Origin of the sequence: Micromonospora sp. NPDC005203, assembly GCF_042872705.1 — a bacterium.
GTDB lineage: Bacteria > Actinomycetota > Actinomycetes > Mycobacteriales > Micromonosporaceae > Micromonospora.
In genome coordinates, this window is record NZ_JBIAKV010000001.1 from 961,488 (window position 1) to 985,732 (window position 24,245).

The following is a 24,245-nucleotide window of genomic DNA, read 5'->3' on the forward strand; positions in this document are numbered from 1 at the left end:
TCAGTTGTTACACCGCGTAGACTCACCACCCGTGATTCAGCTTGAGCAAGTGACGAAGACGTACCCGAAGGCGTCCCGGCCTTCGCTCGACAACGTGTCCGTCTCGATCGAGAAGGGCGAGTTCGTCTTCTTCATCGGTCCATCCGGCTCCGGCAAGTCCACAATCATCAAGATGCTGCTGCACGAGGTCGCCCCCAACAAGGGTCGCGTCGTCGTCAACGGCAAGGACGTCACGTCGATGCGCTCCTGGAAGCGACCCCACTTCCGGCGCTCGATCGGCTGCGTCTTCCAGGACTTCCGGCTGCTGCCGAACCGCACCGCGTACGAGAACGTGGCGTTCGCCCTCGAGGTGATCGGCAAGACCAAGGCGGTTGCCCGCCGGGTCGTGCCGGAGGTGCTGGAGTTGGTCGGGCTCGGTGGCAAGGAGCACCGTTACCCGCACGAGCTCTCCGGTGGTGAGCAGCAGCGCGTCGCCGTCGCCCGGGCGTTCGTGAACCGTCCGCTGATCCTGCTGGCGGACGAGCCCACCGGAAACCTGGACCCGGACACCTCGATCGAGATCATGCGCCTGCTGGACCGGATCAACCGCACCGGCACGACCGTCGTGATGGTCACCCACGACTCCAACATCGTCAACCAGATGCGCCGCCGCGTCGTCGAGATCGAGAGCGGTCGTATCGTGCGTGACCAGGCCCGCGGCGTCTACGGGTGAGCCGGCTCTCCACCCCTGCGCAGCCTGACGACGAATACTTCATGCCGGAGACCCGGAGGAAATCCCGATGCGCGTGAAATACGTCCTGTCCGAGGTACTGGTCGGACTGTGGCGCAACGTGACCATGTCCATCGCGATGATCATCACGATGGCGGTCTCGCTGACCATGCTCGGCGCCAGCGGTCTCATGTACCGCCAGGTCGACGACATGAAGGTCACCTACTACAAGAACATCGAAGTCTCGATCTTCTTGAAGCAGGAGGTGAGCGAGCAGGAGCGCACCGACCTGAACGCCAAGCTCGACAGCGACCCCCTGGTCAAGGAGGTCTTCTACGTCAACAAGGACGAGGCGTACAAGAAGTTCAAGGTCATGTACCAGGACGCGCCCGACCTGGTGAACGTGGTCAAGCCCGACCAGTTGCCCGAGTCGTTCCGGCTCAAGCTGAACAACCCGGAGCAGTACAAGGACATCTACGAGCAGTACAAGAACAGCGCCGGTGTCGACGAGATCATCGACCAGAGTCGTCTGCTCGACAAGATCTTCAACATCCTCACCTCGATCCAGAACATCGCCCTGGCCGCAGCCACCGTGATGGCGATCGCCGCCCTGCTGCTGGTCGCGAACACCATCCAGGTCGCCGCGTACAGCAAGCGGCGTGAGGTGGCGGTCATGAAGCTGGTCGGCGCGTCCAACTGGTTCATCCAGGCGCCGTTCGTGCTGGAGGCCGTGGTGGCCGGCCTGATCGGTTCACTGCTGGGTCTGGTGGCCCTGGTCGCGGCCAAGTACCTGCTCTTCGACGGGTCGTTGAGCGCGTTGCAGGGTCTGCTCTCGCCGATCGGCTGGGGTGACATCCTGGTCGTCTTCCCGCTGATGGCCGGCGTCGGTGGTCTGATCAGCGCGGGCACCGCCTGGATCACCCTGCGCTTCTACCTGCGGGTCTAGGTCGTCCCGTCGTCTCCCGTGGACCCTTCCGCAGCCGGAAATAAACGGCGCGGGAGGGTCCTTGTGGTTCCGGTAACATGATCGGTTGTCCGGCCGAGGTGCGCTCGGCCCACGGGCAGCGGAGAGAGGGGGTGGCACCGATGCCACGGGAAAAGGGGCGCAAGGTGGTCGCCTCCAACAAGAAGGCGCGCCACGACTACGCCATTCTCGACACGTACGAAGCAGGCATGGCGCTGACCGGCACCGAGGTCAAGTCGCTGCGGGCCGGGCGGGCGTCGCTCGTCGACGCGTTCGCCCAGGAGCGGGACGGCGAGCTGTTTCTGCACGCCATGCACATCCCGGAGTACACGCAGGGCACCTGGACCAACCACGAGCCCCGGCGTACCCGCAAGCTGCTGCTCAACCGGGTCGAGATCGACAAGCTCGTCGGCAAGACCCGCGAGGGCGGTCTGACGATCGTTCCGTTGCAGGTCTACTTCTCCGACGGCTGGGCCAAGGTCGAGATCGCCCTGGCCAAGGGCAAGAAGTCGTACGACAAGCGTCAGGACCTCGCCAAGCGGGACGCGGACCGGGAGATCGCCCGGGTGTCCGGTCGGCGCGGCAAGGGAATGGACGAGTAGAACGTCCCATTTGTCCGGGCCGGCACGCCGGCCCGGGGCTCGGGATGAAAGCCGTTGCGCCAGGCGTTAGTCTTGTCAGTGCCACCACGTCGGTGGCCTGTCGAGGGGGTGACTGGTTTCGACTTCGTACGCAGCGACAGGGGAAGCGAGCCGAGGAAGCCGACGTCGTCTCGAGAATCGGTCGTCGGAAACTTATAAGCGCCAAGCAAAATCGCGCTGACTTCGCTCTCGCCGCCTGAGGCGAGTAGCTAAGTCTGTCGGCCTGGGAACGCCTTCGTCCCAGTAGCCGGCATCAGCTAGGAGGCTGGCCAACCGGACCCGGTCGCGGGGTCCGTGCGGCGAGATTAATCAGCGACTGGGCCCGTCACACCAACTTGCTCGCGTGAGCGGTGGGGCCGAGTAGAGGCACAGCGAGCTGCGCTCGGAGAAGCCCTGACAAACCGGCGAAGGACCCGGGTTCGATTCCCGGCACCTCCACCACCTCGAGCGAAGCGCCCCGGCCCACCAGCCGGGGCGCTTCGTCGTTTACGCGGCTCGCCTACGCTGCCCCCTGTGACGAACCAGGAGCTGCGCCTGTCGGTCGGTGCTTCACCCGCACAGCGCACGTGGGCGGTGGTGGTCGGCGTGTTCATCGCCGCTGTCGCCGCGGCATTCGTGGTGCTGCCGGTTGTCGCCGGCGGGATGTTGGGGCGACTGTCCGGCCCGGGTGACCCGTTCTCCCCCTACGAGGAGGCTCGCGATGTGCCGCCGGGGATGCTGCCACCCGCGCTGCGCGACGCCGACGGTGGCGCCGAACACGCCGGGTTGAGCCCGTTCATCGGACTCTGCGGTCTGCCGTTCGTCCTGCTCAGCATCTACCTGGTGCTGCGGGTGCTCCGCATGGCCGCCTGGCTGGAGGGCAGCCACGTCCGGGTCCGGGGCGCGTTCCGGACGCGCGACGTCGACCTCGCCACCGCCCGGATCGACGCCGCCTCGCTGTCGTCCGGCAAGCCGGCGGACGACTTTCCGGCGGGTCGACGGCGAACACCCGCCATCATCGCGACTGACCACGCGGATGGACGGCGAGTCACCGTCGCGTTGCAGGGCATGGGGCTGACCAGCCTGCCCCCGTCCGAGTTGCGCGCGCTTGCCGACGCGATCACGACGGGCCGACCCGTCGACGGTCGGGACGGCGACGCTCACGCCGTCGCCCGCCAACTGCGCCGCCTGGCGGAACACCCCCAGCTCGGCTGAGCGACGGTGGATCATCGCGGCGACAGTCGCGGTGCAGCGGATCGCCGAGCGGCCCGAGGTCGATCCCGCCGAACTGCGACACCGGGCAGGGCACCTGCTGCGGAGGTTGGCTCGGCATCGGCGGCGCGGCGCCGACCCGCTCTGGGAGGCGTACCAGACGGACCTGGGTGGCGAGACCTGAGCGGTCGGCCCGGAACCGCGGGGTCGGCGGCAGCGTCGAACCGTACATGCGTCGACCGGCCCTGCTGCTCGTACTCCCGTTGCTGCTCACCGCGGGCTGCGCCACGCCCGTCGCCAATGCGCCCGTCGGGCCTCGCCACCCGGCGCCCCGCGCCGAGGCGTTCGACAAGCGGGCCGCCGAGGTGGCCGAGGCGTGGCGACCCGGCCCCGCCTGGAGCACGGGGTACGTCCCGCTGGAGGGACCCACGGTGCTCACCGGTGACCCGCGCTTCACCTCCGACACGAAGGTCGCGTTCGAGGCCGGGTGGTACCGGGCGGAGGTCGCGATAGCGCCCACCCGGGTCGGCGGGGAGATCCGCTTCCCGGACGGCCGGCTGACGCTGCCGCTGGTCAGTGCCGCCGAGGCGTACCGGCAGCTCGACCAGGGTGATCCGCTGCCCTGCCCGGGGAGGCCGAAGCGGCCCGGCCGGCCGAGCCCGGGCGGCCCCAGCGTCGAACCAGGGCCGGACGGATGGGCCACCAGCGCGACGCAGACGGCCTGTCTCTCGCTCACCGTCACCGCTGTCACGTTCGGTGCCGTGCCGGTCCGCACGAGCCGGGGCACGGCGCAGGTCCCGGCCTGGCTGTTCACCATCAAGGAACTGGCCATTCCGGTGGCCCGGCTCGCCGTCGCGCCGACCGCGGTCACGCCCGTCCCCCAACCCTCCGCGCCTGCCCGTCCGCTGGCCGACGGGCTGGTGGGCGCCCAGAACCTGACGGCGGTCGACGATGTCCGGATGACCGTGGGGCTCGGCGTCGGCGCCTGCGACACCGCCATCACGCCGCTGGTGTGGGAACGGCCGGACGTCGTCGTGGTCGGCGGCAGCGTCACCCGGGCCACCGGCGAGTGCCCGGCCGTACTGAAGCTGGAACCGGTCGCCGTCACCCTGGCGGCGCCGCTGGGCGCCCGGCCGGTCCTGGACGTCGCCACCGGCGCACCCCTGTCGATCACCCCACGCTGACCGGGCACCGGAGCCGACCGGCAGCCCTCAGAGGATGCTGGGCACGTCGGTGCTGATCGGCACCGGCAACACGGTCGGCCGGTCGGCACGCAGCCCGGTGGCGAGCGCCGCGCCGAGTTGGTCGGGCGTCTCGACGACCTCGGTGGCGCAACCGTAGCCGGCCGCGATGGCGACGATGTCCAACCCCGGCAGGTCCAGGCCGGGCACCCCGGGGGTGTCCTTCAGCTCGGCGAACGCCTTGAGGATCGCGTACTGCTGATTGACCGGGACGACGACCACCAGCGGCAGTGCGAGACGCGCGGCGGTCCACAGCGCCTGCACCGAGTAGTGGAACGAGCCGTCGCCGATGACCGCCACCACCGGACGGCCGCGCCCGGTGTCCCGTTCGGCGAGCGCCACCCCGATCGCGGCCGGCAGACCGTAGCCGAGGCCGCCGCTGGCCATCGTGAAGTACGACGCCGGGCGCGTGACCCGCAACTGCCGGCGTAGAGCGGACAGGTTGGACGGTGACTCCTGCACCAGCACGCCATCGGCCGGCCAGTGCGCGGCCAGCCCGGCGAACAGGGCGTCGGCGCTCAGCGGGGCGGTGATCTCCGGCCGGGCCGGTGTGGCGCGGGGTGCGGGCGGCACCCGGTCGGCCGGCGGCACCCGGTCCACGAGCGCGGTCAGCGTCAGCCCCGGGTCGCCGAGCAGGCTGTCCCCGACCGGGGCGCGCGCGGCCTCGTCGGGGTCGTCCGTGACGTGCAGCAGCCGGGCGCCGTCGGGTAGGTGCCCGCCCGGCACGTAGGGGTAGTAGCGGAACACCGGAGCGCCGACGACAAGCACCGTGTCGTGGCCGCGCAGCGCCTCGGCGAGGGGACCGATCGCGTACGGGAGCACCCCGCGGAAGTGCGGGTGGTCCTCCGGGAAGACGGCTCGTTCGGGTGCGGGGGCCGACCAGACCGGTGCGGCCAGCCGTTCGGCGAGCGCGACAGCTGTCGGCCAGCTATCGGAGCGGTCCACCCCCGGGCCGTACACCAGCACGGGGTTGTCGCTGCCGGCCAGGACCCGGGCGAACTCGTCCAGCCGTTGTGGGTCCGGCGCGAACCGGGTGGCCACCGTTCGCGGTGCGGGCGGCGGGTCGGCCGGCTGGGCCCAGTCGTCCATCGGCAGGGAGAGGAAGACCGGCCCGGCTGGTGGCTGCACCGCCGTCGCGTACGCCCGCAGCACCGCTGCGGGGATGTCCTGTGCCCGGGCCGGCTCGTAGGCCCACTTGACGTACGGCTGGGGGAGCTCGGTGGGCCGCCGGCTGGCCAGCCGGGGTTCGAGCAGCAGCATCTCCCGGGTCTGCTGGCCGGCCGTGACGATCAGCGGGGTCTTGTTGTGCCAGGCGGTGACGAGGTTGCCCATGCCGTTGCCGGTACCCGGGGCGGTGTGCAGGTTGACGTGGGCGGCTGCGCCGCTGGCCTGGGCGTAGCCGTCGGCCATCGCGACCGCCGTTGCCTCCTGGAGGGCGTGGACGTAGTGGAAGTCGGCGGGGAAGTCCCGCAGGAACGGCTCCTCCGTCGAGCCGGGGTTACCGAAGACGGTGGTCACGCCGAGGGTGCGGAGCACGTCGTATGTCGCGTCCCGGACCGTTGCCATCGCCACCCGCCTTCGTGTCGCGGGAGGGACGACAGCAGTCGCCCCTCCCGATCAGCCGAATCTATCGGGATGTGGCGGACCTTTCGGGTGTTTCCCACCGGCTCATCCAGCCGGCCGCGCCCGTCCCTGGTCAGGGGCATCGGGGTGAACAGGGAGCTGTATTAACTGTCTGATCACCTGCCGGTCAGCCCTTAGCCAGCAACCGGGACGCAGGCTATGGTGCCAGGCATGGCGTTGACAGCACGGCTGATCTCGATGCACCGGGCGGATCCGGCAGATGACCGATCCACAGCGCGGGCTCACGGTTGACGGGTGTGTGGGATGCAGGGAGAGGGTCAGGCGATCGGCGGACGAGCGATGGAGTCGATGACCGGGCGGCTACTGGTCGCGACTCCGGCGCTCAAGGACCCGAACTTCGACCGTACGGTGGTGCTGCTGGTCGCCCACGAGCCGGGCGGTGCGCTCGGCGTGGTGTTGAACCGGGCCACCGAGGTGCCGGTGGCCGAGGTGCTCGGCGACTGGAGCGATCTGGCCCGTTACCCGGCGGTGCTCTTCGAGGGTGGGCCGGTGCAGCCTGACTCGGCCATCTGTCTGGCCCGGATGCGGCACCCGATGCGCCGGCTCAAGGGCTTCCACCAGGTCTCTGGAGCGGTCGGCACGATCGACCTCTCGGTCGACCCGGAGCGGCTGCGGGAGAGCATCGGTGGCATCCGGGTCTTCGCCGGTTACTCCGGCTGGGGCAGCGGCCAGTTGGAGCAGGAGATCGCCGACGGCTCCTGGTTCGTGCTGGACGGGCTGCCCGGTGACGCCTTCGTAGACCGGCCCGACGATCTGTGGCCGATGGTGCTGCGCCGCCAGGGCGGGATGATGGCCGCGGTCGCCCACTTCCCGCCGGACGTCGCGCTCAACTGACCCGCCCCGGGCGGGGGACCCCGCGAGATGACCATGCGGGCCGGTCTGTGTATAGTTTCCCAGTGCCCGGGCGACCGGGACGACAGCAAGGGGCCGTGGCGCAGCTGGTAGCGCACCACACTGGCAGTGTGGGGGTCAGGGGTTCGAGTCCCCTCGGCTCCACCGACCGCACCATTGTGCGAACCGGTGGTACTCCTGAGATGCCCCCGTCCGTTTCGGGCGGGGGCATTGTCGTGTCGGTGGGGATCTTGAACACGGGTACGACTCCCTGGTCGGTGAGTTGGACTTCGGCGATGAGGGCTTCGATGGCGGCTTTGCGTTCGGTGGTGGTGCCGCTGGTCATGATGGCGCTGAGGTGGTCGCGGATGCGGGCGATGGTGCCGGGCGGCGGGGGCGCGGGCTGCGATGTCAGGCCGGCGTCGAGTTCGGTGTGCCGGGTTTGGAGTTGAGCCAGTCGTTGGCGGAGGTCGCGGATGCGGGGTCCGGCGGTGGCGTCGTCCATGGTGCCGTTCTCGAACGCCGTGTGGTAGCGGTCGATCGCGTTCTCGGTGCTGCTGATTTGGTGGGCGATGGCGGTGAGTTCGGCGCGTCGGTCGTCGGTGGTGGTGTCGTGCTGGGCGTGGGCGCGTTGGATCATGGCGGCGAGGACGGGTTCGGCGGTGGTGTAGAAGTCGAGTAGGGCTTTGAGGATCATGTGGTCGAGGTCGTCGGCGGGGAGCCGGGGTGCGGTGCAGGTGGCGTGTTTGCCGTAGCGGGTGCGGGTGAAGCAGGTGTAGTACCGGTAGCGGCGGGTCCGGCCGTTGGCGGACGTGCCGATGTAGCGCTGCCCGCACTGCGGACATGTCAGTAGGCCGGTGAGGTAGTAGTCCGAGTCGGACATCGCCCGCTGGGTTTGGACGTCGCCGCGGGCGGTGGCGATGTCCTGGGCGCGGCGGAAGGCGTCTCGGTCGATGAGCGGCTCGTGGGCGTCGGGGACGTAGACGTCGCGGTAGGCGATGTCCCCGAGGTAGGCGGGGTTGTCCAGGATCCGGTTGATGGTGTGTCCGGACCACTTCTTGCCGGTGCGGTTGGGGACACCGCGCTCGTTGAGTTCGCTGGCGATCGCGCGGGTGCCGAATCGGTCACGGGTGTATAGGCGGAAGATGTCTCGCAGGATCGGGGCCTCGTCGGGGTGGAGCACCAAGCGTTGGGTGTTTTTGTCGACGAGGTAGCCGTAGGGGCGGGTGCCGCCGGCCCACTGGCCTTTGCTGGCCTTTGCGGTCATGCCACTTTTCACCCGGTCGATGATCATGTTGCGTTCGAATTCGGCGAACACGGCGAGGAATTGCAGCATCATGCGGCCGATGGCGCCGCCTGTGTCGACGGGTTCGGTGGCGGAGGTAAATCGGACGTTGGCGGCGTCGAGGGTGGCGGCGAGGTCGACGAATTGGGCGAGGCTGCGGCTGAATCGGTCGACTCGGTAGACGAGTAGGACGTCGTACATGCCGGCTTTCGCCGCGTCGAGTACTTTTTTAAGCCGGGGCGGTCGGTGGTGGCGCCGGAGGCGTCGTCCTCGAATTCGCAGACGATGACCCAGTCGGGGTGGCTTTCGACGTACTTGTGTAGGGCGGTGCGTTGGGCGAGCAGGCTGAAGGGCTGGTGCTCGTCGTCGGTGGAACGCCGGATGTAGACGCACACCCGGCACGGTCCGGTCGGCGTGTCGGGCTGGGCGGAGGTGGGGGCGCGTCGGCCGCGTCGCTTCGGTGGGCCGGTGGGGGTGGGCTTGCCTGTCAAGGTGGTCCCTCCGTGCGGGTTGGGGTGGGTCGGCCGGTGGGCGGCCCACGCGCAGGTGGGCCGCCCACCGACGTTGGGCGAGTGAGTTCAGGCGGCGAGGTCGGGGTGTTCGCGCCGAAAGTGGTTGAGTAGGACGGCGAGGGCTTCGGCGGCGTTGTCGAGGTCTTCGGCGGTCATGGGAATGGTGTCGACGCGTGCGATACGCATCGGAATCGTCGTTTCTCTTTTCTTGGTGGGGATGTGTTTCGCACCGCCGTTCTTGGTGGCGGTACCGGGATGCGGTTCGTCAGGATAGCTCCGGACGGCGTTTTCGTCGTCATACGGCGCGGTGGCCACGGTCCTCCGAAAAGCGTGTGAAGCTGCGGGGGTCGGAGTCCTTCGTTCATGCGGTTTCCTTTCCTGCGCGGGATCGCGCAATCGATCCGATTGATGCGGAAGAGCCGACTCATGGCAGGTCGCTCTACCTCCCGTGAGGGGCGGGGACGATACCTCGGAGTGCTGTCACCGGGAGCGATTCGGACTGTCAGCGACTCACGGAAACTCACGTAGGCCGCCGGAGAGCGGCTGACAGTTTCAAAGGCTTGCTGTTACGGCGAGCCCAGAGGTACTGTCCGCCCTCCCTCGCTGGGGATGGTGTGTCACGCCTACCGCTGCGGGTGCCGTCGGGCCAACGGCGGGATGGCCCTTGTCACCGCCCGTGTGGGCGCGTGTCCGGTCACCGGGGATGGTTCGGCACTGTCGGTCAGGTGGCCCGGTCGGTGCGGCTGTCGGCGGCGGGGAGGTCGGCCAGGCGCAGCGGTGCCCCGTGGTGGCGGTGTAGCCACCACACCGCTTCGGCCGGCTTGATGCCGGTGGCCTCGGCGTGCACGGCGGTAGCCACCGGATACATGGCCCCAGCCGCGGTGAGTTCCTGATGCAGGTGCCGCTCGCGTGCTGGGGAGTGCAGCCAGAACAGCACCGGCCAGATCCGGCCGGTGACGTGCGCGAGGTCCCGGTAGCCGTCGATCTTGTCGACCAGTCGGGACAGCGGCCGTTCGGTGCCGAGGTCGTACTCCAGGAAGAACGGCACCCTGCGGTTGCCGTCGACCCAGATGCCGTGCCCATCCGGCCGTGAACGGGGCGTATAGGCGCGGGCCGAGATGTCGTCGCCGGGTTCGGCGAAGGCACCCGTCTGCTGGCAACGGGCCGCCGACCACCACCGCGCCAACTCGCTGCCAGGGTGGGTGCGGGCATGACCGGCCAGGGCGGTGAAGAAGCCGTTGACCCCGAGTAGGTGCGGCAGGTTCGCCCGCCTGGTCAGGTGCCAACGTCTCCGCCTGGCTTGGTCCCTGCGGGGCAGGTCGTCGCCGCGCTGCGCGGCAACGACCTCGACGCCGAGTTGCGCCAGCACGTAGTGAAAGGGGTAGGAGCCACCGTCGGGCTTCTGCGGCCGAAACCGGTCCACCACCCCCAACTTCCGCATCAGCGCCCGCAGGCGTTCCTGGGCGTAGTCGACTGAGGGGTACAGGGCATCGGCGATTTGAAAGGAGGTGAGCACTCCGTGGTCAGCCAGCCAGCCGAGCAGGACGAGGTCGCGGTCGGTGAGTTGGGACTGCACCCGAAGCAGCGGATCAGGCATGCGCCACCACCATCCCCAGGGGGAGAGACCCAGTCGGAGGGTCTGTCGCAGCACGACAGACGGTGCTGACAGCGGCCCTGAACTGCGCTGTGAGCCGGACCAGAGGGTCCGTTCGGGGGTCCTGTTGAAGCGGGACGCCAAGTGGGATACCCAGCAGGACCCGCAACGGGAGGTCAAGCCGGTTGCTGTCGATCTGGAAATGATTTGATGCGGATAGATCAGCGAGGTTTGCTGACCCGGTCGAGTAGATGACTGGAGACATCGCGGATAAAGCCTTTCGATAGGAGTTCGGGTCGCTCGGCAAAATGGACTTTGGGCTGTTGCCGTCGCTTTGAGCCGGGAGTGGCAACGTGCAACCTGCGTGACTTCGCAGCGGGCTGTCGTGTCTCGACGGCTTCGGGCGCTCAAATCGCTGAGCGGATTCATCAGGTCCGCCGTGCCAGGTCCACGCCTGGCGGGGTGGTAACCGATGGCTGTCGCGCGGTCGCTGTCCGGAGAGGTAGCGTCCATCGATGGCAGTGATGTGGCCGCACGTGTTCAGCCGACGCACTCTCGGAGGTTGCATGCCATGCCTGGGCGGCGAGCTATCGATCCAGCGTTCGGGGAGTGTCTGAAGGCGCTGCGTTTGAAGCGGCACCTGTCACTCCGTCGGCTTGGCCAGCAGATCCACTGCTCTCACGGCTACCTGTGGGATCTGGAGGCCGGGCTGAAGCGTCCGAGCCCGTCCGTGCTGGCGCTTCTCGAGGCTGCGTTGGGCACGGGCGGTGAACTACTCGCGTTGGCATCCGTGGTGTCAGCCGACGTCGGCAAGGCGTCAGCAGGCGCGGTCACCGCCGGTCCGACCGCGATACCGGGGCTAGAGTTCGCAGCGGATTGGCAACGCGGTGTTGCCGTCGCGACCGAGCTGTGGCGGGACGATATGCAACGGCGGGAACTGCTCCGAGGCGTCGGCTTCAGCGCGGCGGCGTATCTCTCACCAGCCGTGCGCTGGCTGACCGCGCCGCTGGACGAGCGACCCTCTAGCGCCGGTGAACGCCTCGTCGGGGAACCAGAGATCGAAGCGGTACGGCGCGTCACCGCCGTCTACCGGTCACTGGACAACCAGTACGGCGGGACGCGAGTCCGGGACAGTGTGGTGCGGTTTCTGGACACCGAGGTGGCTGGGCTTCTGCGTGGTCGGTACGACCAGCGGACAGGCAGAGCACTGATGTCCGCTGCCGCCGAGGCGACGCAGCTGGCCGGTTGGTCGTCGTACGACGCTGGCCTGCACGGGCTCGCGCAGCGGTACATGGTGCAGGCGTTGCGTCTGGCCGCCACGGCGGGCGACCGGCCGCTGGGCGCGGAGATCCTGGCAGCGATGAGCCATCAGGCGGCCTACCTTCGTGCCTCGACGGAGGCGGTGGACCTGGCTCGTGCGGCCGGTCTGATGGCGACCCAGGCCGGGGTCGCGGCGATCGAGGCGGAGTCGGCGGTCCTCGAAGCGCAGGGCCACGCGGTGGGTGGCGACGAAGCGGCGTGTGCCGCCGCGCTCAACCGTGCTGAGCGCGCCTTCGACCGCGCCGATCGCGGCAGCGACCCGCAGTGGTTCGGCTACTTCGACGAGGCCTACCTGTCGGCGAAGTTCGGGCACTGCTTCACCGCCCTCGGGCAAGGCAAGACAGCCGCACGCTTCGCGGTCCGCTCACTTGACATGGACGGCCAGGCGTACGCCCGCGGGCGCCAGTTCAACCTGGCACTGCTGGCGGTGGCTCACATGCAGAGCGGCGATCCCGAGCAGGCGGCTGTGGTCGGTCTGCAGGCGACCACGGCTGCGGAGCAATTGAACTCGCGCCGAGCACGGGACTATCTCGCCGACCTGGCCGATCGACTCAGCCCCTACCAGGGGCTTCCCGCCGTCAACGAGTTCAGCGAGCGGGTCCAGCCGCTTCTACTGTCTGGCTAGATCCGCCCGGACGCCTTCGCCAGTAGCGTCGCGAGCAACCCTGTCACGGAACCCGCGCCGACGATCTCGCCGGCCTCAATGCGCTGCTGCACCTCCGTCAACGGAATCCAGCCCAGCCGCTCGGTCTCGTTGACGTCCGGCGCCGCGCCGGTCGGCTCGGCACCCCGCGCGAGGTAGACAACGTTCGGCTGGTCGATCGTCCCCACCATCGGCTGGAACGCGATCAACGGCTCCATGCCCTTCGGCCGCCAGCCCGTCTCCTCCTCAACCTCCCGGGCGGCGCACACGGCCGAGTCCTCATCCGGGTCGAGATAGCCGCCGGGAAGCTCCCACACCCAGCGGTCGATGATGAACCGGTGCCGCCACATCATCAGGACCCGGTCGGCATCGTCGAGAACAACCACCATCGCGGCAGCCGGAACCCGCAAGACGTACTGCTCGAAACGCACGCCGTCCGGTAGCTCCACATCGGCGACGCTGAGTACCGCGCGCCGAGTGTCATCGATAACGCGTTCGCCGTGAATCGTCCACTCGCTGGCCCGCCGGGCGTCCGTGGTCATGGCCCCACCCTAATTCAGCCATCGGCGGGGCCTCGCGTCTCCGGGCTCTGCTGTCGGCTGACAGCGGCTGACATCGACACCATTCATCTCACGCTGTGTCGGCGGGAGGCTACTCATCGACGGAAGTGTGGGTCAGGTTGGTTTGTCCTGGCTGTCGAGAAGGCGTGCCGGTGCTGGAAGACAGCCGCATAGATCCGATCGTCTCCGTCAGTCCTGCCACCCCTCGACGGGAGACAGTAGATGACCAGCGCCACGGCGGCCAGGTCCGCCGCAGCAACGAACAGCGTCCCCTCCGACTTCAGCCGGGATGTTCTCCGCTCCTTCCTCCAGGACAGGTCAGCGACCTCGAACGAGCGATGGCGTCGATGGTGCACCGGCCTGATCCGGGACGGTCACCTCAGCGCCTCGGATCTGCTCGATTGGTGGACCGAGGTTGTCGAATTTGATCCAGTGCTCCGCAGACACGTCACGCGGCCGGTCGCCGTGCCGGACGGCACGGTGGTCGTCGCCGGCAGCGGCAAGGAGCAGTTCAAGACGTTCAACGTCAGCACCGCCGCAGCGATCCTCGCCGCCGCGGCCGGCACTCCCGTCGTCAAAGGCGTCTCCCGTTCGGTGTCGGCCATCTCGGGTGCGGCGGACATCCTCGACGTCCTGAGGATCAGGCCGGTCAATGACTTGGCGGGCATACCGGACGCGCTGCAACGGCACAACATCGCCTTCGTCTCCTACCCGCTGTTCTGTCCCCGGTACGCGGACAGGTACGACGGCGTCTTCGACGCGATCAACCCCGCGAGCTTCTTCATGCCCGTGGCGGCGCTCTGCGTGCGCGCCTCCCGCTTCCTGTTCGGCCTCGCCCATCCCGACGTTGAGCTGTCAGCCCGTGCCCTCCAAGGCATCCGCCCCGACGTGGCCGCCGGGACGGTTGTCTCCACCGACCTCGCCGACGGGGAAACCGTTGACGAGTACTGCGGCGCCGGCACCGTTCACCTCGCGCACGTCAACGCCGAGCTGGTACAGGCGACGACCCGCGCGAACAGTGCCCCCACCGCGGCGTGGCGCACCGCCGTGGCCCATCGACCGACCCACGCGGCCAACGCCGCGCTCGCCGCCGAGGCACTCGCGCCCGGTGACGACTCACCCGCCACCCGCCTTGTCGAGCTGAACGCCGCGCTCATCATCGGCCCCGGTGTCCCCACCGACGAGTCGGTCGATCGCGTTCGGCACGCCCGACGTTCCGGCGGAGCCGTACGCCTGCTCAGGGCGTTGTCCGAGAGCCGATAACCCCACACTAAGGAGGACAGATGCCAGCCATCCCGATGGATCAGCCCACCACCGCAGCCGTCGCCGGGCACCTGGGACCGGCCGCGATCCGCTTCACCCACGTCGACGGTGCCGTACCGGTGCTGGAGCCTGACGTGCGCGACTCGATGGCCATCGTCACCGGGTTCGGTCCAACCAACGCACCGACCGCCGGCACCCTGTCGGTGATGCTCGGCGCGTTGGAACTCCAGCGACGCCTCCACGCGCCGATGACGGTCATCGTCTCCGACCTCGGCGCGTGGAACTCCCGCAACGTCGCCTGGTCGACGCTGGTCCAGGTCCGTGACCAGATGATCTCGTTTCTCGTCGCGCTCGGGCTTGACCGGGAAGTCACCGAACTGCGCTCTCACCTCGACCACGCCAACCTCGTCCGCGCCGGCCGCATCGCCCGTTACCTGTCCCGGGCCGACTTCCAGGAGCACCGTGAGAGCCTGCTGGAGCTGTACGCCGACCACGGCCTGCTCGGCAGCGAGGTCGGGGTGGTCACCGACTCGCTGTACACCGTGGCCGACGTGCTCGGCCCTTTCGACCACGGCGCGAAGCACGTCCTCATGGTCTCCGGAATGGAGGAGGCGTACTTCACCGACCTCGCCCGCCTCGTCCTCGACCGCCAGGCGAACGCCGGTGAGCTGGGCCTTGGCTGGACCGGAAACATCGGTGCCCTCTACTTCCGGGTGCTGGAGGGCCTCGCGGGCTACCCCAAGATGTCCAAGAGCATCCCGGCGTCGAGCATCCACCTGAACATGGCTCCGGACGAGGTAGGCGTGCGGGTGATGAGCGATGAGCGGGACAGCCAGCCGGCACTGCTCTCGGCAATCGAGCTGGCCAGCGGTTGGGACGCCGCCGGTACCGCTGCCGCCAGGAAGGCTTTCACAGGCCGCGACACCCAGCCGGGCCCGTGGCGCGAGGTCCGGGCCGAGTTCTGCGAAACCTTCAACCGGTACGCCATTCTGTGGAAACAGTGCGCCTCGTGAAGCCGGCGGTGGTGGTTCTCGGCGCCTCCGGCCGCCTTGGTAGACCGCTGGTGTCGCTGTTGTCGGCCGCCGGCATCGACACGATCGCCGTGACGCGCTCACCGTGCAACCGCCAGTCATCCGCCATTGGGTGGATCACCGGTGAGCTGAGCGATCGCGGGGATCAGGCCAGGGTCGTGACCGCCGTGAGCGAGCGATTCGGCGGTTCGGCGCGCGTGGTCGTGGTCGACCTCGTCCTCGACCGCAGCGGCGTCGACGGCATGCGGCGTAGCGTCCAAGCCGCGACCGACACCGTGCTGCGGTTGTGCGACCGCCTTCGGGAGTGCGCCGCCCAGCCCCACTTGGTCGCTGCCAGCTCCACCGCCGTCCTCGCTCCCGGCCTCTACCAAACACCGTACGGGCTGGCCAAACGGCGCCAGGTCGTCACCTATGCCCGCGCCGGCCTACCCGGCACGGCGCTGCTCCTGCCCGTCCTGCGCGAATCAGCGGAGTACGCAGGTCCGCGGCTCTGGCCGGGGTGGTCATTCGCTCAGGCCGCGAACCAGCTACACGCCGCCGCCGAGGCGGCGCCCGGCTCCGCGTTCGTCCTCAAGGTGCCGAGCCTCAGCGGTGACAGCCTCGTCGCCGCCGACAGGCGGAAGGGTTCTCCGATCCCAGCGGCGCTGATAACTCATCTCCGGTGCCTGCTGACCGAGCCGAACAGCATGCAAGCGCATCGCAGCGCGGCCCGCTCCAGACTGGGCCTGTCTCCGACCCAGTTAAGACGCCGCGTCGACCACCACCTCGCGCCGGCCGAGCTGGTCCGCCGCTTCGCCGACCGGTACCACGTCGCGATCGTCCGCGACCAGGCTCTCTCGACCCCAGACGGAGGAGGAACGCCTCATGCCTGACCCGAGGAAGAAGATCCTTGTCATCGGCGCCGGACTGTGCGGACTCGCGATCGCCGTCAGCGCCGCCCGGCGAGGGTTCGACGTTGCCTGTGTCGGCGACGGGCGCTGTGGGGCCTCGCTGGCGAACTTCGGTCAGCTGCACTCCGGCGCTGTCCTGGCGCCGGTCCTACCCGACGTCGCCCAGGCCTGCTGGCAGCACCGGAACGACTGGCCGGACGAACTGCTCCACCCCGCCCGGGTCGGCGAGCCGCGCGGCTACGCGCTGTTCACCACCGCTGAGGCCGTCGACAGGTACCGCACCGCCTGGCAGCATCTGGGCATCGACGTCGAAGAGGTCAACCCAGACCGCTTGGCCTTCGCGGCGGCGTGTCCGCCGGCTGCCGCGTTTCGCATCCCGGACTTCAGCGTCGACCTCGACATCCTGCACGCCTGCTTGACCGCGCTGGCGCGCGACTCCGGTGTGTCGCTGCTGCCGCGGTGTCGGGCCAAACTGCGGCAGAACCCGGAGACGGGGCTGGCAACTGTTGACGACTACGGCGGTAGGCGGGACCTGATCGTGCTGGCGGCCGGCGCCGACATTCCCAACCTGCTGGCCCAGGCGGGCGTCGCGCACACGCTCGGGCAGCGCCGCATCGCCTGGGGTCGGCACGCCGGGACTCGTCCGACCGCCTTGACCTACTGGCTCGACGGTGACCTTCTGGCCATCAGCCCCGATCGCTCCGATGCGCGCATTGGGCTGCCGAGCATCAACGGCGAGTACGGGCCGAACGAGGTCGAATACGCGCGGATGCGAATGGCACTCACCCGGCGCGGGCTGCACTCGTCTGACGCCGAGCTCCGCTTGCAGTGGGGAACCGTCTGCGAACCTTCCACTGCTCGGGCGGACCCGACCAGCTTTGTGGCGAATCTTCGTGATCCTCCTCCTGGTTGGAGCAGAGTGCTCAACCTTTTCGTCGCGGTGCCCGGCAAATGGACCACAGCGTGGCACTGTGCCGAACGCGTCGTCAGCCCCCTCGAAGAGGAGGGTCAGCTCAGCTGATCCCGATGGCGTCGCGGACCCGTTCCAGCACCGGCCGGGTCTGCTTGCGCGCCTTGTCCGCGCCGTGCGCCAGCAGGTCGTCGAGTTCGCTGCCCGACGCCACAAGCGCCTCGTACCGGTCGCGCATCGGCGCGAACCGGTCATTCAGCGCCTCGGTCAACTGCGCCTTGACCTCGCCCCAACCCATCCCGCCCGCGAGCAGGCGAGCCCGGGTCTCGGCCACCACGGCGGGGTCACCGAACCGCTCCAACAGCGTGAACAAGGACGAGGAATCCGGCTCCTTGGGCGCCTCCAGAGGGACGCTGTCCGTCGTGATCCGGCGGATCACCTTCTTCAAGGCGGCCTCCGGGGCGAACAGCGGGATCGTGTTGCCGTAGGACTTGCTCATCTTCCGGCCGTCGGTGCCCGGAAGTGTGTGAGCGGTGCCTTCCTCCGGCACGACGGGCTTCGGGATCTTCAGCTTGTACCGGTCGCCGTAGATGCTGTTGAACGAACCTGCGATGTCGGCGGCATATTCGACGTGCTGAAGCTGATCGCGGCCTACTGGCACCACGTCAGCTTCCACGATCAGGATGTCGACGGCCATAAGCACCGGGTAGTTGAAAAGACCCATATTCACGCCCGCGTCGAGGTCTTCCCGACCGGCTTCACGGTTGCGGTCGCGCGCCGCCTTGTAGGCGTGCGCCCGGTTCATCAGCCCCTTGGCGCTCATGCAGGACAGCACCCACGACAGCTCGAAGATCTCCGGGATGTCGGACTGGCGGTAGAAGGTGGTCCGGTCCGGGTCCAAGCCCGCAGCGAGCCAGGTCGCCGCGACCGAGCGGGTGTAGTGCCGCAGCAGGGCGGGGTCACGGACCGTCGTGAGCGCGTGATAGTCGGCGATGAAGTACATCGACTCGTAACTGTCCGTCAGGTCGAGCGCGGGCAGGATCGCACCAACGTAGTTGCCGAGATGCGGCTCGCCCGTCGGCTTGATGCCCGTCAGCGAAACCTTACGCGCCGTAGAACCCATACCCCGACATTACTATGCGGCCAAGGCCGGTCGATGTCCTTGTCGGCCTTGCCGAGCGGTGATGCCCGGTCTGTCAGCTCATTGGCAGACGAAGCAGGTCCGGCAACTCCGCCATGTCGGTGAAGAGCGCGTCAGCGTCGTCGAGCGTCTGACCTGTCGGCACGAAGCCAAGTACGCGCATGCCAGCCGCCCGGGCGGCGGCGATCCCGGACGCGCTGTCCTCGACCACCACACAGCGCCGCTGATCCGCCCCGCAGCGCTCAGCGGCCAAGAGGAACAGATCCGGGGCCGGCTTGCCATGAGCCACGTCGGCGGCGGTGAAGATCTGGTGCTCGAAGTACCGTGCGAGCCCACTCGTCTGCAGCATCAGGGCCACCTTCTTGGGGCGCCCGTTCGACGCCACGCAGAACGGAACATCGAGCAGGCGTATCACGTCCAGCACACCGGGCATCGGACGTACCCGAGCGCGAAGGGCCGCGTCAACGGACCGAGTGAGCGAGTCGAACCATCCTGCCGGGGCGGACCTGCCCAGTAGCGTGAGTACGCGCTCGGTGGCCTTGTCCTGGGATAGGCCGGCGAATTCCCGCTCACACTCCTCGTCGGTGATCTCGACGTCGAGCTGTCGTAGCTGTCCCGCCAGCACACCCGCGACGATCGACTCGCTGTCGACGAGCACCCCGTCACAGTCGAAGATCACGAGATCGGGGCGGCTGCCGGCGGTCTCTTGGCTGTCCGCTTCACGCCCGCCTCTCATGGGATCGATTGTCTCGCATGGGGCGGCCCCAGAGTGAGACGGCAGGCTGCGCCAAACGCGCGCCGAGACTGCTCGGGGATCGCCGGAACGGCGAGCCATGTCCAGGGGTGAAAGACAGGCATCACGGAGGCGTCGGCTCGCTGCGGCGGGCGGCGAGTACGGACCCGACAACGATCGCCGCGAGCCCGAGGACCGCAGCCATGCTGATCTGCTCGCGCAGGAAGGCTACGCCGAATGCCACGGCGAACGCGGGTGAGAGATAGAAGGCGAGCGCGGCGCGGGCGGGACCGATTTGGGTGATGAGCTTGTAGAAGAGCGCGAGCGTCGCGCCTGTGCATGCGATCCCGAGCACGAGCAGGGCCGCTGTCGTTTCCAAGCCGGGCAATTTGGTCGGAGCCGTCGCCGAGGCGGGCACGACCACGGCCGCAGTTGTGACGAGCATGGCGGAGGTCGCCACGCCGAGGGGCGGGGCCTCGGCGTACCTGCGATGAATCAGCATCGCGCCAGCGGCATAGCAAACCGCTGCGACGAGGATGAGCGCGCCGCCGAGCAGCGCCAGCCGACCTCCACGCAGGTCGACGCCGAGCAGCAAGACCAGGCCGACCAGGCCGAGGAGCACCCCGGTCAGGCCCTTCCAGCCTTGCGGGCGCTCATCGGGTGCGAAGCGAAGGGCGAGGAGCGCGACGAACAATGGCTGCGCACCGACGAGGATGCCAGCGACGCTCGCCGAGACGTACCGCTGGCCATAGGTGAGGAGCAGCAGCGGCGCCGTGGACTGCACCAGCACCGTCTCGACAATCGCCCGCGGGTTACGCCAGACGGGCCGAAGCGCGTCCCGGCGAACCGCGAGGGGAAGCAGCAGGAGCGCCGCGAGCACCACCCGTCCGAGGACGACGAGCGCTGGGGACAGATCGCGCAGAGCGACGGTGATGAGCGGGTACACCGCGCCCCACAGGGCGGACAGGATGACCAGTTCGATCCAGGAGCGTCGGGTCACAGCGGGTCGGAGCGGGTCGACGTACGCACGCGCTCTAGTTAATCAGCACCTGCCGGTAGAGGCTTTGCACGCAGTCGAGCCCGGTCCAGGGCAGCAGGTCGACCAGCAGCTGCCGTAGGCGCTTGCGGTTGCGTTCGGATCCGGTCCGGCGCGCGAGGACGTCGGCCTGGGTGGCGGCGTGGCAGGCCTGCTCGATCTGGTTCATCTGCGTGTACGCGACCGCGAGGTCGATGAAGGTGCCGGAGCGTTCCCGGACGAAGTCAGCGGGCAACAGGGTCAACGCTTCGTAAAGGGAGCCTGTCGCGTCGGTGGGACGGCTCAGCCGGGTCAGGCAGCGGCCCTTGAGCCGGGCGGCGTGGCAGTCGGCGTTGAAGAAGCTGAGCCAGGCGGGCGTGTTGGCGGCGCTGACGCCGTCGAAGATTCGTTCGGCTTCGGCTAGGGCGGTCATTCCCCGGCGGGGCTCGTCAAGAAGGCCGTGCGCTTCGCCGATCGCCTCACCCAGCCAGGAGTTGACGGCGGCCGGCATGCCCTGCCCGCCGACGTCTCGGGCCGTGCCCAGCAGGCTGAGGGCGGTGCGACCGTCGCCGCGGTGCAGGTGGATCTGGCTGAGCACGCCGAGGCCGTATGAGTGCAGAGCTCGGTCGTTTGCCTTCTCGGCCAGTGAGATCGTGAGTCGGCAGAAGCCGTGTGCCTGTTGGTAGTGCTGAGCGTCGATGGCGAACCAGGCCGCGAGCTGGGCGGCGTCGCCCGCGGCGCGCAGCAGCCGGTGATGGGTGCTGGTGTTGGTCGTGCGGTTGCTGACCTCCAGCATTCGGTGCAGGTGAGCGCCGACATCCGCGCTCACCCGGCCTGAGCCCTCCCGGTAGTCGAGGTGCCGGTAGGTGTCGGTCAGGATCTCGAAATCCTCGACGATCCGATCGGTGACCCGGGTCAGGATCGCGCCGGCGGGCAGCGGAGCGCCGGTCGTGCGCTCGCCGGTCGACCGGCCCGCATGCGGCTCCGGTTCGCTCGCGCGCAGGGCCGCTGTGTCGAGGTGACTGTGGTCCTCGCCGCCGAGCAGTTCGCCAGCCGCACACCGATAGAGAAACGCCAACTTGTTCAGCGTGTCCAACGACGGTGCCCGGCCCGCCGTGCCCGGCCAGATCTCCCAGTACGAGATCTGCTTGGCGGTCTTCGGCGAGTCCGCGTCGGGCCACTGCTCGTTCCAGCGCCGCGCCACGTCGGCCTGCGTCAGGCCGTGCGCGAGGCGGAAGGCCACGCGCGGGTTGAAGCGGTGCCGCTGCCGCCAGTGCGAGGCGATCTGCCCGTACGTCCAGCCGTTGGCGCGAAGCTCGTCGGCCTCTCGCTGGTAGCTACGCGCGCTTCTCGCCATCCCCGCCTCCGCCCTCCGGGCCGCCGTGGGTAGCACGTTAGCGATCACCATCGCTGTGACGGAAGCCATCCGTGCGAGTACTCCCCGTAATCCGTGGAGTACCGGTGGGTCGGTGATCCCCACCAACGGGGGTCGATCTTTGTCGCTGCGAACGCGACCCTCGATCACGACGCAGATCGCCTGCTCGAAGGGCATTGCCTGGCGCACGCGATCCAGAAACGGCCGGACGCGCAGGCGCTGACGGCATCGCACTCAAGCCGGGTGGCCGCCCACCATCTGGCGCTGCACCCGAGCGATCGATGGGGAAAGAGAGGCTCGCTGATGTATGAGCATGACGAGTTAGCCCGATACGGCTATCGGCAGGAGTTGGCTCGGAGGCTCCGGTTCCGGGACCTGGTCGCCTACGGGCTGGTGTACATGGTGCCGATCGCGCCGATGGCGATCTTCGGCAGCGTCTATGCCGGCTCCGGTGGGATGGTGGCCCTCGCGTACGCCATCGGCGTGGTAGCGCTGGTGTTCACCGCGTTCTCCTACGCGCAGATGGTGAAGGCGTTCCCGATGTCGGGCAGTGTCTACAACTACGCGGGCCGGGGCATCACCGCGCCGGTCGGTTTCCTGGCCGGCTGGGTGATCCTGCTCGACTACGTGCTGGTTCCGGGTCTGCTGTATCTGGTGGCGTCCGTCGCGATGCACGCCACGGTCCCGGCCGTGCCGGTATGGCTGTGGTTGCTCGGCTTCGTCGTGGTCAACACGGTCGTCAACTCGGTCGGGATCCGGATGACCGCTGTGGTGACTCGGGTGATGCTGATCGGTGAACTGATCGTCTTGGCGATCTTCCTGGCCGTCGCCGGCTGGGCCCTCGCGACCGGGAAGGGCCGGTTCAGCTGGGAGGCGTTCTACAACGCCGACACGTTCACCTGGTCCCTCGTCGCGGGGGCGGTGTCGATCGCGGTGCTGTCGTTCCTGGGCTTTGACGGGATCAGCATGTTGGCCGAGGAGACCAAGGGTGGCTCCCGGCAGATCGGCCGCGCGATGGCCGCCGTTCTCATCCTGGCCGGGGTGCTGTTCATCGCCCAGACGTGGCTGGCCGCGATGCTCGTGCCCGACCCCGGTGCGCTCCTTGGGCAGGGGGATCCGAACGGCATCGCCTTCTATGACGCCGCTCGGGTGGCCGGTGGCGGCTGGTTGGCGACGCTTTGCGCGGTCGCGACGGCGATCGCGTGGGGTTTGCCGAACTCGATGGTCGCGCAGGTCGCCACCTCGCGGCTGCTGTATGCGATGACCCGGGACCGGCAACTGCCGGCGTTCCTGGCGAAGGTGTCGATCCGCCGTAACGTGCCGATCAACGCGACCCTGCTCACCGGGTCCGTGTCCCTCGCCCTGGGCCTGTACCTGGCGACCCGTGCGGATGGGATCACCCTTCTGTCGTCGCTGATTAACTTTGGGGCGATGGTCGCGTTCCTGGTCCTGCACGTCTCCGTGGTCGTGCACCACCTCATCCGCCGGCGCAGTAGCAACTGGTGGGCGCACCTGGTCATGCCCGGTATTGGGTTCGCGATCCTCGCCTACGTCGTGGTCAACGCGAACATCGCCGCGCAGCGCCTCGGCCTGGCCTGGCTCGCACTGGGCATGGTCGTCCTAGCCGGCCTGTACCTGTCCGGCCGCCGGCCCGCGTTGTCGGGTTTGGCGCCCGCGCAGGCACCGGCGCGTGACGTGGAGCGGGTGTGACCGGCATGGACACGATCACTTACCGTCCGGCTCGCGATGAGTTGGCCTATACCTTTGGCGGCCGGATGCCGGTGGCCCATGTGCGCTCCGGCGACGTGCTGCGGGTGTTCACGGAGGACTGCTTCGGCGGTCTCGTGCGTGGGCCGGCGGATTTGCCGTCGCGGGTGTGCCGGATGCCGTACTTGAATCCGGTGTCGGGGCCGTTCTTCGTCGAGGACGCTGAGCCCGGCGACACTCTCGCGATCCACCTCGCTGCCATCGAGCCCGCCCGGGACTGGGGAGTCTCGTCGACGTTCCCGCACTTCGGAGCACTCACCTCGACCTCGCACACCGCCACCCTGCAGCCGCCACTCGAAGAGCGCGTGTGGGTGTACGACATCGACCGGCAGGCCAGGACGGTCCGCTACCACGCGACGGGCAGTGACCACAGCGTCGACCTGCCCCTGGACCCGATGATCGGCACGATCGGCGTCGCGCCGGGCGGCTTCGAGGCCCGCTCCACGATCGTCCCCGACGTGCATGGTGGGAACCTTGACACCCCCGAGCTGCGGGCCGGGAGCACCCTCTATCTGGGGGTGAACGTGCATGGGGCGATGCTCGCCCTCGGCGACGGGCACGCCCGCCAGGGCGAGGGCGAAGCCTGCGGGGTCGGGGTGGAGATCGCCACGACCACCACGCTGATCATCGAGGTCATCAAGCGCACCTCGACGGTCTGGCCCCGGGTGGAGACCGACCGGGAGGTGATGTCGGTCGGCTGCGCCCGCCCCCTGGAGGACGCCTACCGGATCGCGCAGCGCGATCTGGTCGGTTGGACGAGCACGCTGACCGGTCTGGATGAGCTCGACGCGTACCAGCTCGTATCGCAGGCGGGGCGGGCGCCGATCGGCAACGTGTGCGACCCGAACTACACGGTCCTCGCCGCCGTCAACAAGACGCTGCTCCCGGCCCCGGCCCCGGCCCCGGCCCCGGCCCCGGCCCCGGCCCCGGCCCCGGCCCCGGCCCCGGCCCCGGCCCCGGCCCCGGCCCCGGCCCCGGCCCCGGC

At 68.9% G+C, this 24,245-nt stretch carries 23 protein-coding genes, 1 tRNA gene, 1 other RNA gene and 1 pseudogene; 17 read left to right on the forward strand and 9 right to left on the reverse strand.

Translation table 11 applies throughout. The features are described from left to right. Window positions 1–31: 31 nt before the first annotated feature. The 7 genes from ftsE (at window position 32) to ACFYPM_RS04680 (ending at window position 4,689) form a co-directional block, all read left to right on the forward strand. Window positions 32–712, forward strand: coding sequence for a cell division ATP-binding protein FtsE (ftsE, locus tag ACFYPM_RS04650; protein WP_030331491.1), 681 nt, complete (start codon window positions 32–34; stop codon window positions 710–712). Between the two features lie 67 nt (window positions 713–779). Beyond that, window positions 780–1,655 (forward strand): permease-like cell division protein FtsX, encoded by an 876-nt coding sequence (ftsX, locus tag ACFYPM_RS04655; RefSeq protein WP_357242054.1) that lies wholly within the window; start codon window positions 780–782, stop codon window positions 1,653–1,655. Between the two features lie 140 nt (window positions 1,656–1,795). After that, window positions 1,796–2,275 carry an SsrA-binding protein SmpB gene (gene smpB, locus ACFYPM_RS04660; RefSeq protein ID WP_357242057.1) on the forward strand — a complete coding sequence of 160 codons (480 nt, stop codon included), beginning with the start codon at window positions 1,796–1,798 and terminating at the stop codon, window positions 2,273–2,275. Between the two features lie 104 nt (window positions 2,276–2,379). Then, window positions 2,380–2,755: a transfer-messenger RNA gene (gene ssrA, locus ACFYPM_RS04665) on the forward strand. 72 nt (window positions 2,756–2,827) lie between these two features. Next, window positions 2,828–3,508 carry a hypothetical protein gene (locus tag ACFYPM_RS04670; RefSeq protein WP_387191213.1) on the forward strand — a complete coding sequence of 227 codons (681 nt, stop codon included), beginning with the start codon at window positions 2,828–2,830 and terminating at the stop codon, window positions 3,506–3,508. A 31-nt stretch (window positions 3,509–3,539) separates the two neighbouring features. Beyond that, window positions 3,540–3,689: a hypothetical protein gene (locus ACFYPM_RS04675; protein WP_387191215.1), complete on the forward strand. Its 150-nt coding sequence runs from the start codon at window positions 3,540–3,542 to the stop codon at window positions 3,687–3,689. A 46-nt stretch (window positions 3,690–3,735) separates the two neighbouring features. Further along, window positions 3,736–4,689: a hypothetical protein gene (locus ACFYPM_RS04680; RefSeq protein WP_387191217.1), complete on the forward strand. Its 954-nt coding sequence runs from the start codon at window positions 3,736–3,738 to the stop codon at window positions 4,687–4,689. A 27-nt stretch (window positions 4,690–4,716) separates the two neighbouring features. Here the strand turns inward: ACFYPM_RS04680 and mdlC are convergent, their stop codons facing one another. After that, a complete protein-coding gene (mdlC, locus tag ACFYPM_RS04685; RefSeq protein WP_387191219.1) occupies window positions 4,717–6,312 on the reverse strand; it encodes a benzoylformate decarboxylase in 1,596 nt (531 codons plus the stop codon). Between the two features lie 321 nt (window positions 6,313–6,633). Between mdlC and ACFYPM_RS04690 the strand changes: the two genes are divergently transcribed. The 3 genes from ACFYPM_RS04690 to ACFYPM_RS04700 all read left to right on the forward strand — a co-directional run bounded on the left by ACFYPM_RS04690 (window position 6,634) and on the right by ACFYPM_RS04700 (window position 7,903). Then, window positions 6,634–7,224 (forward strand): YqgE/AlgH family protein, encoded by a 591-nt coding sequence (locus ACFYPM_RS04690; RefSeq protein ID WP_357098712.1) that lies wholly within the window; start codon window positions 6,634–6,636, stop codon window positions 7,222–7,224. Between the two features lie 89 nt (window positions 7,225–7,313). Beyond that, window positions 7,314–7,386: transfer RNA gene (locus ACFYPM_RS04695), tRNA-Ala, on the forward strand. A 118-nt stretch (window positions 7,387–7,504) separates the two neighbouring features. After that, window positions 7,505–7,903, forward strand: coding sequence for a hypothetical protein (locus ACFYPM_RS04700; protein WP_387191221.1), 399 nt, complete (start codon window positions 7,505–7,507; stop codon window positions 7,901–7,903). Window positions 7,904–7,960: 57 nt separating this feature from the next. Here ACFYPM_RS04700 and ACFYPM_RS04705 read toward each other — a convergent pair. The 3 genes and pseudogenes from ACFYPM_RS04705 to ACFYPM_RS04715 form a co-directional block, all read right to left on the reverse strand. Continuing rightward, window positions 7,961–8,901 (reverse strand): annotated as a pseudogene (locus ACFYPM_RS04705) (recombinase family protein); the annotation flags it as partial. 183 nt (window positions 8,902–9,084) lie between these two features. Next, the gene (locus ACFYPM_RS04710) at window positions 9,085–9,333 is read right to left on the reverse strand and encodes a hypothetical protein (protein ID WP_387191223.1); all 249 of its coding nucleotides are present in this window, start codon (window positions 9,331–9,333) and stop codon (window positions 9,085–9,087) included. A 406-nt stretch (window positions 9,334–9,739) separates the two neighbouring features. After that, the gene (locus ACFYPM_RS04715; protein WP_387191225.1) at window positions 9,740–10,615 is read right to left on the reverse strand and encodes a replication-relaxation family protein; all 876 of its coding nucleotides are present in this window, start codon (window positions 10,613–10,615) and stop codon (window positions 9,740–9,742) included. 469 nt (window positions 10,616–11,084) lie between these two features. Between ACFYPM_RS04715 and ACFYPM_RS04720 the strand changes: the two genes are divergently transcribed. Continuing rightward, on the forward strand, window positions 11,085–12,557 hold the full coding sequence (locus ACFYPM_RS04720; RefSeq protein WP_387191227.1) for a helix-turn-helix domain-containing protein: 1,473 nt from the start codon (window positions 11,085–11,087) through the stop codon (window positions 12,555–12,557). Here ACFYPM_RS04720 and ACFYPM_RS04725 read toward each other — a convergent pair. Further along, a complete protein-coding gene (locus ACFYPM_RS04725) occupies window positions 12,554–13,117 on the reverse strand; it encodes an NUDIX hydrolase (protein WP_387191229.1) in 564 nt (187 codons plus the stop codon). The two genes, ACFYPM_RS04720 and ACFYPM_RS04725, sit on opposite strands and share 4 nt — an antisense overlap. Window positions 13,118–13,357: 240 nt before the next feature. On the opposite strand from ACFYPM_RS04725, the gene ACFYPM_RS04730 reads away from it, so the two are divergent. The 4 genes from ACFYPM_RS04730 to ACFYPM_RS04745 are packed head-to-tail and all read left to right on the forward strand — an operon-like array spanning window position 13,358 to window position 17,340. Beyond that, a complete protein-coding gene (locus ACFYPM_RS04730) occupies window positions 13,358–14,398 on the forward strand; it encodes a hypothetical protein (protein ID WP_387191231.1) in 1,041 nt (346 codons plus the stop codon). A gap of 20 nt (window positions 14,399–14,418) precedes the next feature. Beyond that, window positions 14,419–15,411: a hypothetical protein gene (locus ACFYPM_RS04735; protein ID WP_387191233.1), complete on the forward strand. Its 993-nt coding sequence runs from the start codon at window positions 14,419–14,421 to the stop codon at window positions 15,409–15,411. Beyond that, the gene (locus ACFYPM_RS04740) at window positions 15,408–16,301 is read left to right on the forward strand and encodes an NAD-dependent epimerase/dehydratase family protein (RefSeq protein WP_387191234.1); all 894 of its coding nucleotides are present in this window, start codon (window positions 15,408–15,410) and stop codon (window positions 16,299–16,301) included. The genes ACFYPM_RS04735 and ACFYPM_RS04740 overlap by 4 nt, the downstream gene beginning before the upstream one ends. Next, a complete protein-coding gene (locus tag ACFYPM_RS04745) occupies window positions 16,294–17,340 on the forward strand; it encodes an FAD-dependent oxidoreductase (RefSeq protein ID WP_387191236.1) in 1,047 nt (348 codons plus the stop codon). The genes ACFYPM_RS04740 and ACFYPM_RS04745 overlap by 8 nt, the downstream gene beginning before the upstream one ends. Here ACFYPM_RS04745 and ACFYPM_RS04750 read toward each other — a convergent pair. The 4 genes from ACFYPM_RS04750 to ACFYPM_RS04765 all read right to left on the reverse strand — a co-directional run bounded on the left by ACFYPM_RS04750 (window position 17,333) and on the right by ACFYPM_RS04765 (window position 21,475). Next, window positions 17,333–18,352, reverse strand: coding sequence for a tryptophan--tRNA ligase (locus ACFYPM_RS04750; protein ID WP_354945771.1), 1,020 nt, complete (start codon window positions 18,350–18,352; stop codon window positions 17,333–17,335). The two genes, ACFYPM_RS04745 and ACFYPM_RS04750, sit on opposite strands and share 8 nt — an antisense overlap. 73 nt (window positions 18,353–18,425) lie before the next feature. Further along, window positions 18,426–19,106, reverse strand: a complete 681-nt coding sequence (locus tag ACFYPM_RS04755) for an HAD family hydrolase (RefSeq protein WP_387191238.1) — start codon at window positions 19,104–19,106, stop codon at window positions 18,426–18,428. A 121-nt stretch (window positions 19,107–19,227) separates the two neighbouring features. Next, window positions 19,228–20,103, reverse strand: coding sequence for a DMT family transporter (locus tag ACFYPM_RS04760; RefSeq protein WP_387191240.1), 876 nt, complete (start codon window positions 20,101–20,103; stop codon window positions 19,228–19,230). Between the two features lie 34 nt (window positions 20,104–20,137). After that, window positions 20,138–21,475, reverse strand: coding sequence for a helix-turn-helix transcriptional regulator (locus ACFYPM_RS04765; RefSeq protein ID WP_387191241.1), 1,338 nt, complete (start codon window positions 21,473–21,475; stop codon window positions 20,138–20,140). Between the two features lie 321 nt (window positions 21,476–21,796). Between ACFYPM_RS04765 and ACFYPM_RS04770 the strand changes: the two genes are divergently transcribed. Both ACFYPM_RS04770 and ACFYPM_RS04775 read left to right on the forward strand, forming a co-directional pair. Continuing rightward, window positions 21,797–23,203: an APC family permease gene (locus tag ACFYPM_RS04770; RefSeq protein ID WP_387191243.1), complete on the forward strand. Its 1,407-nt coding sequence runs from the start codon at window positions 21,797–21,799 to the stop codon at window positions 23,201–23,203. Continuing rightward, window positions 23,200–24,245: acetamidase/formamidase family protein (locus ACFYPM_RS04775; RefSeq protein ID WP_387191245.1), on the forward strand; the 1,046-nt coding region annotated here is incomplete at its 3' end. The genes ACFYPM_RS04770 and ACFYPM_RS04775, both read left to right, overlap by 4 nt.

Excerpts from the sequence above, each read along its gene's own strand:
- mdlC (WP_387191219.1), bottom strand. The coding sequence starts at position 6,312 with ATGGCAACGGTCCGGGACGCGACATACGACGTGCTCCGCACCCTCGGC.
- ACFYPM_RS04720 (WP_387191227.1), top strand. The coding sequence starts at position 11,085 with ATGGCTGTCGCGCGGTCGCTGTCCGGAGAGGTAGCGTCCATCGATGGC.
- ACFYPM_RS04770 (WP_387191243.1), top strand. The coding sequence starts at position 21,797 with ATGTATGAGCATGACGAGTTAGCCCGATACGGCTATCGGCAGGAGTTG.
- ACFYPM_RS04725 (WP_387191229.1), bottom strand. The coding sequence starts at position 13,117 with ATGACCACGGACGCCCGGCGGGCCAGCGAGTGGACGATTCACGGCGAA.
- ACFYPM_RS04730 (WP_387191231.1), top strand. The coding sequence starts at position 13,358 with ATGACCAGCGCCACGGCGGCCAGGTCCGCCGCAGCAACGAACAGCGTC.
- smpB (WP_357242057.1), top strand. The coding sequence starts at position 1,796 with ATGCCACGGGAAAAGGGGCGCAAGGTGGTCGCCTCCAACAAGAAGGCG.
- ACFYPM_RS04755 (WP_387191238.1), bottom strand. The coding sequence starts at position 19,106 with ATGAGAGGCGGGCGTGAAGCGGACAGCCAAGAGACCGCCGGCAGCCGC.
- ftsX (WP_357242054.1), top strand. The coding sequence starts at position 780 with ATGCGCGTGAAATACGTCCTGTCCGAGGTACTGGTCGGACTGTGGCGC.
- ACFYPM_RS04715 (WP_387191225.1), bottom strand. The coding sequence starts at position 10,615 with ATGCCTGATCCGCTGCTTCGGGTGCAGTCCCAACTCACCGACCGCGAC.
- ACFYPM_RS04680 (WP_387191217.1), top strand. The coding sequence starts at position 3,736 with ATGCGTCGACCGGCCCTGCTGCTCGTACTCCCGTTGCTGCTCACCGCG.
- ACFYPM_RS04745 (WP_387191236.1), top strand. The coding sequence starts at position 16,294 with ATGCCTGACCCGAGGAAGAAGATCCTTGTCATCGGCGCCGGACTGTGC.
- ACFYPM_RS04765 (WP_387191241.1), bottom strand. The coding sequence starts at position 21,475 with ATGGCGAGAAGCGCGCGTAGCTACCAGCGAGAGGCCGACGAGCTTCGC.
- ACFYPM_RS04690 (WP_357098712.1), top strand. The coding sequence starts at position 6,634 with ATGCAGGGAGAGGGTCAGGCGATCGGCGGACGAGCGATGGAGTCGATG.
- ACFYPM_RS04750 (WP_354945771.1), bottom strand. The coding sequence starts at position 18,352 with ATGGGTTCTACGGCGCGTAAGGTTTCGCTGACGGGCATCAAGCCGACG.
- ACFYPM_RS04735 (WP_387191233.1), top strand. The coding sequence starts at position 14,419 with ATGCCAGCCATCCCGATGGATCAGCCCACCACCGCAGCCGTCGCCGGG.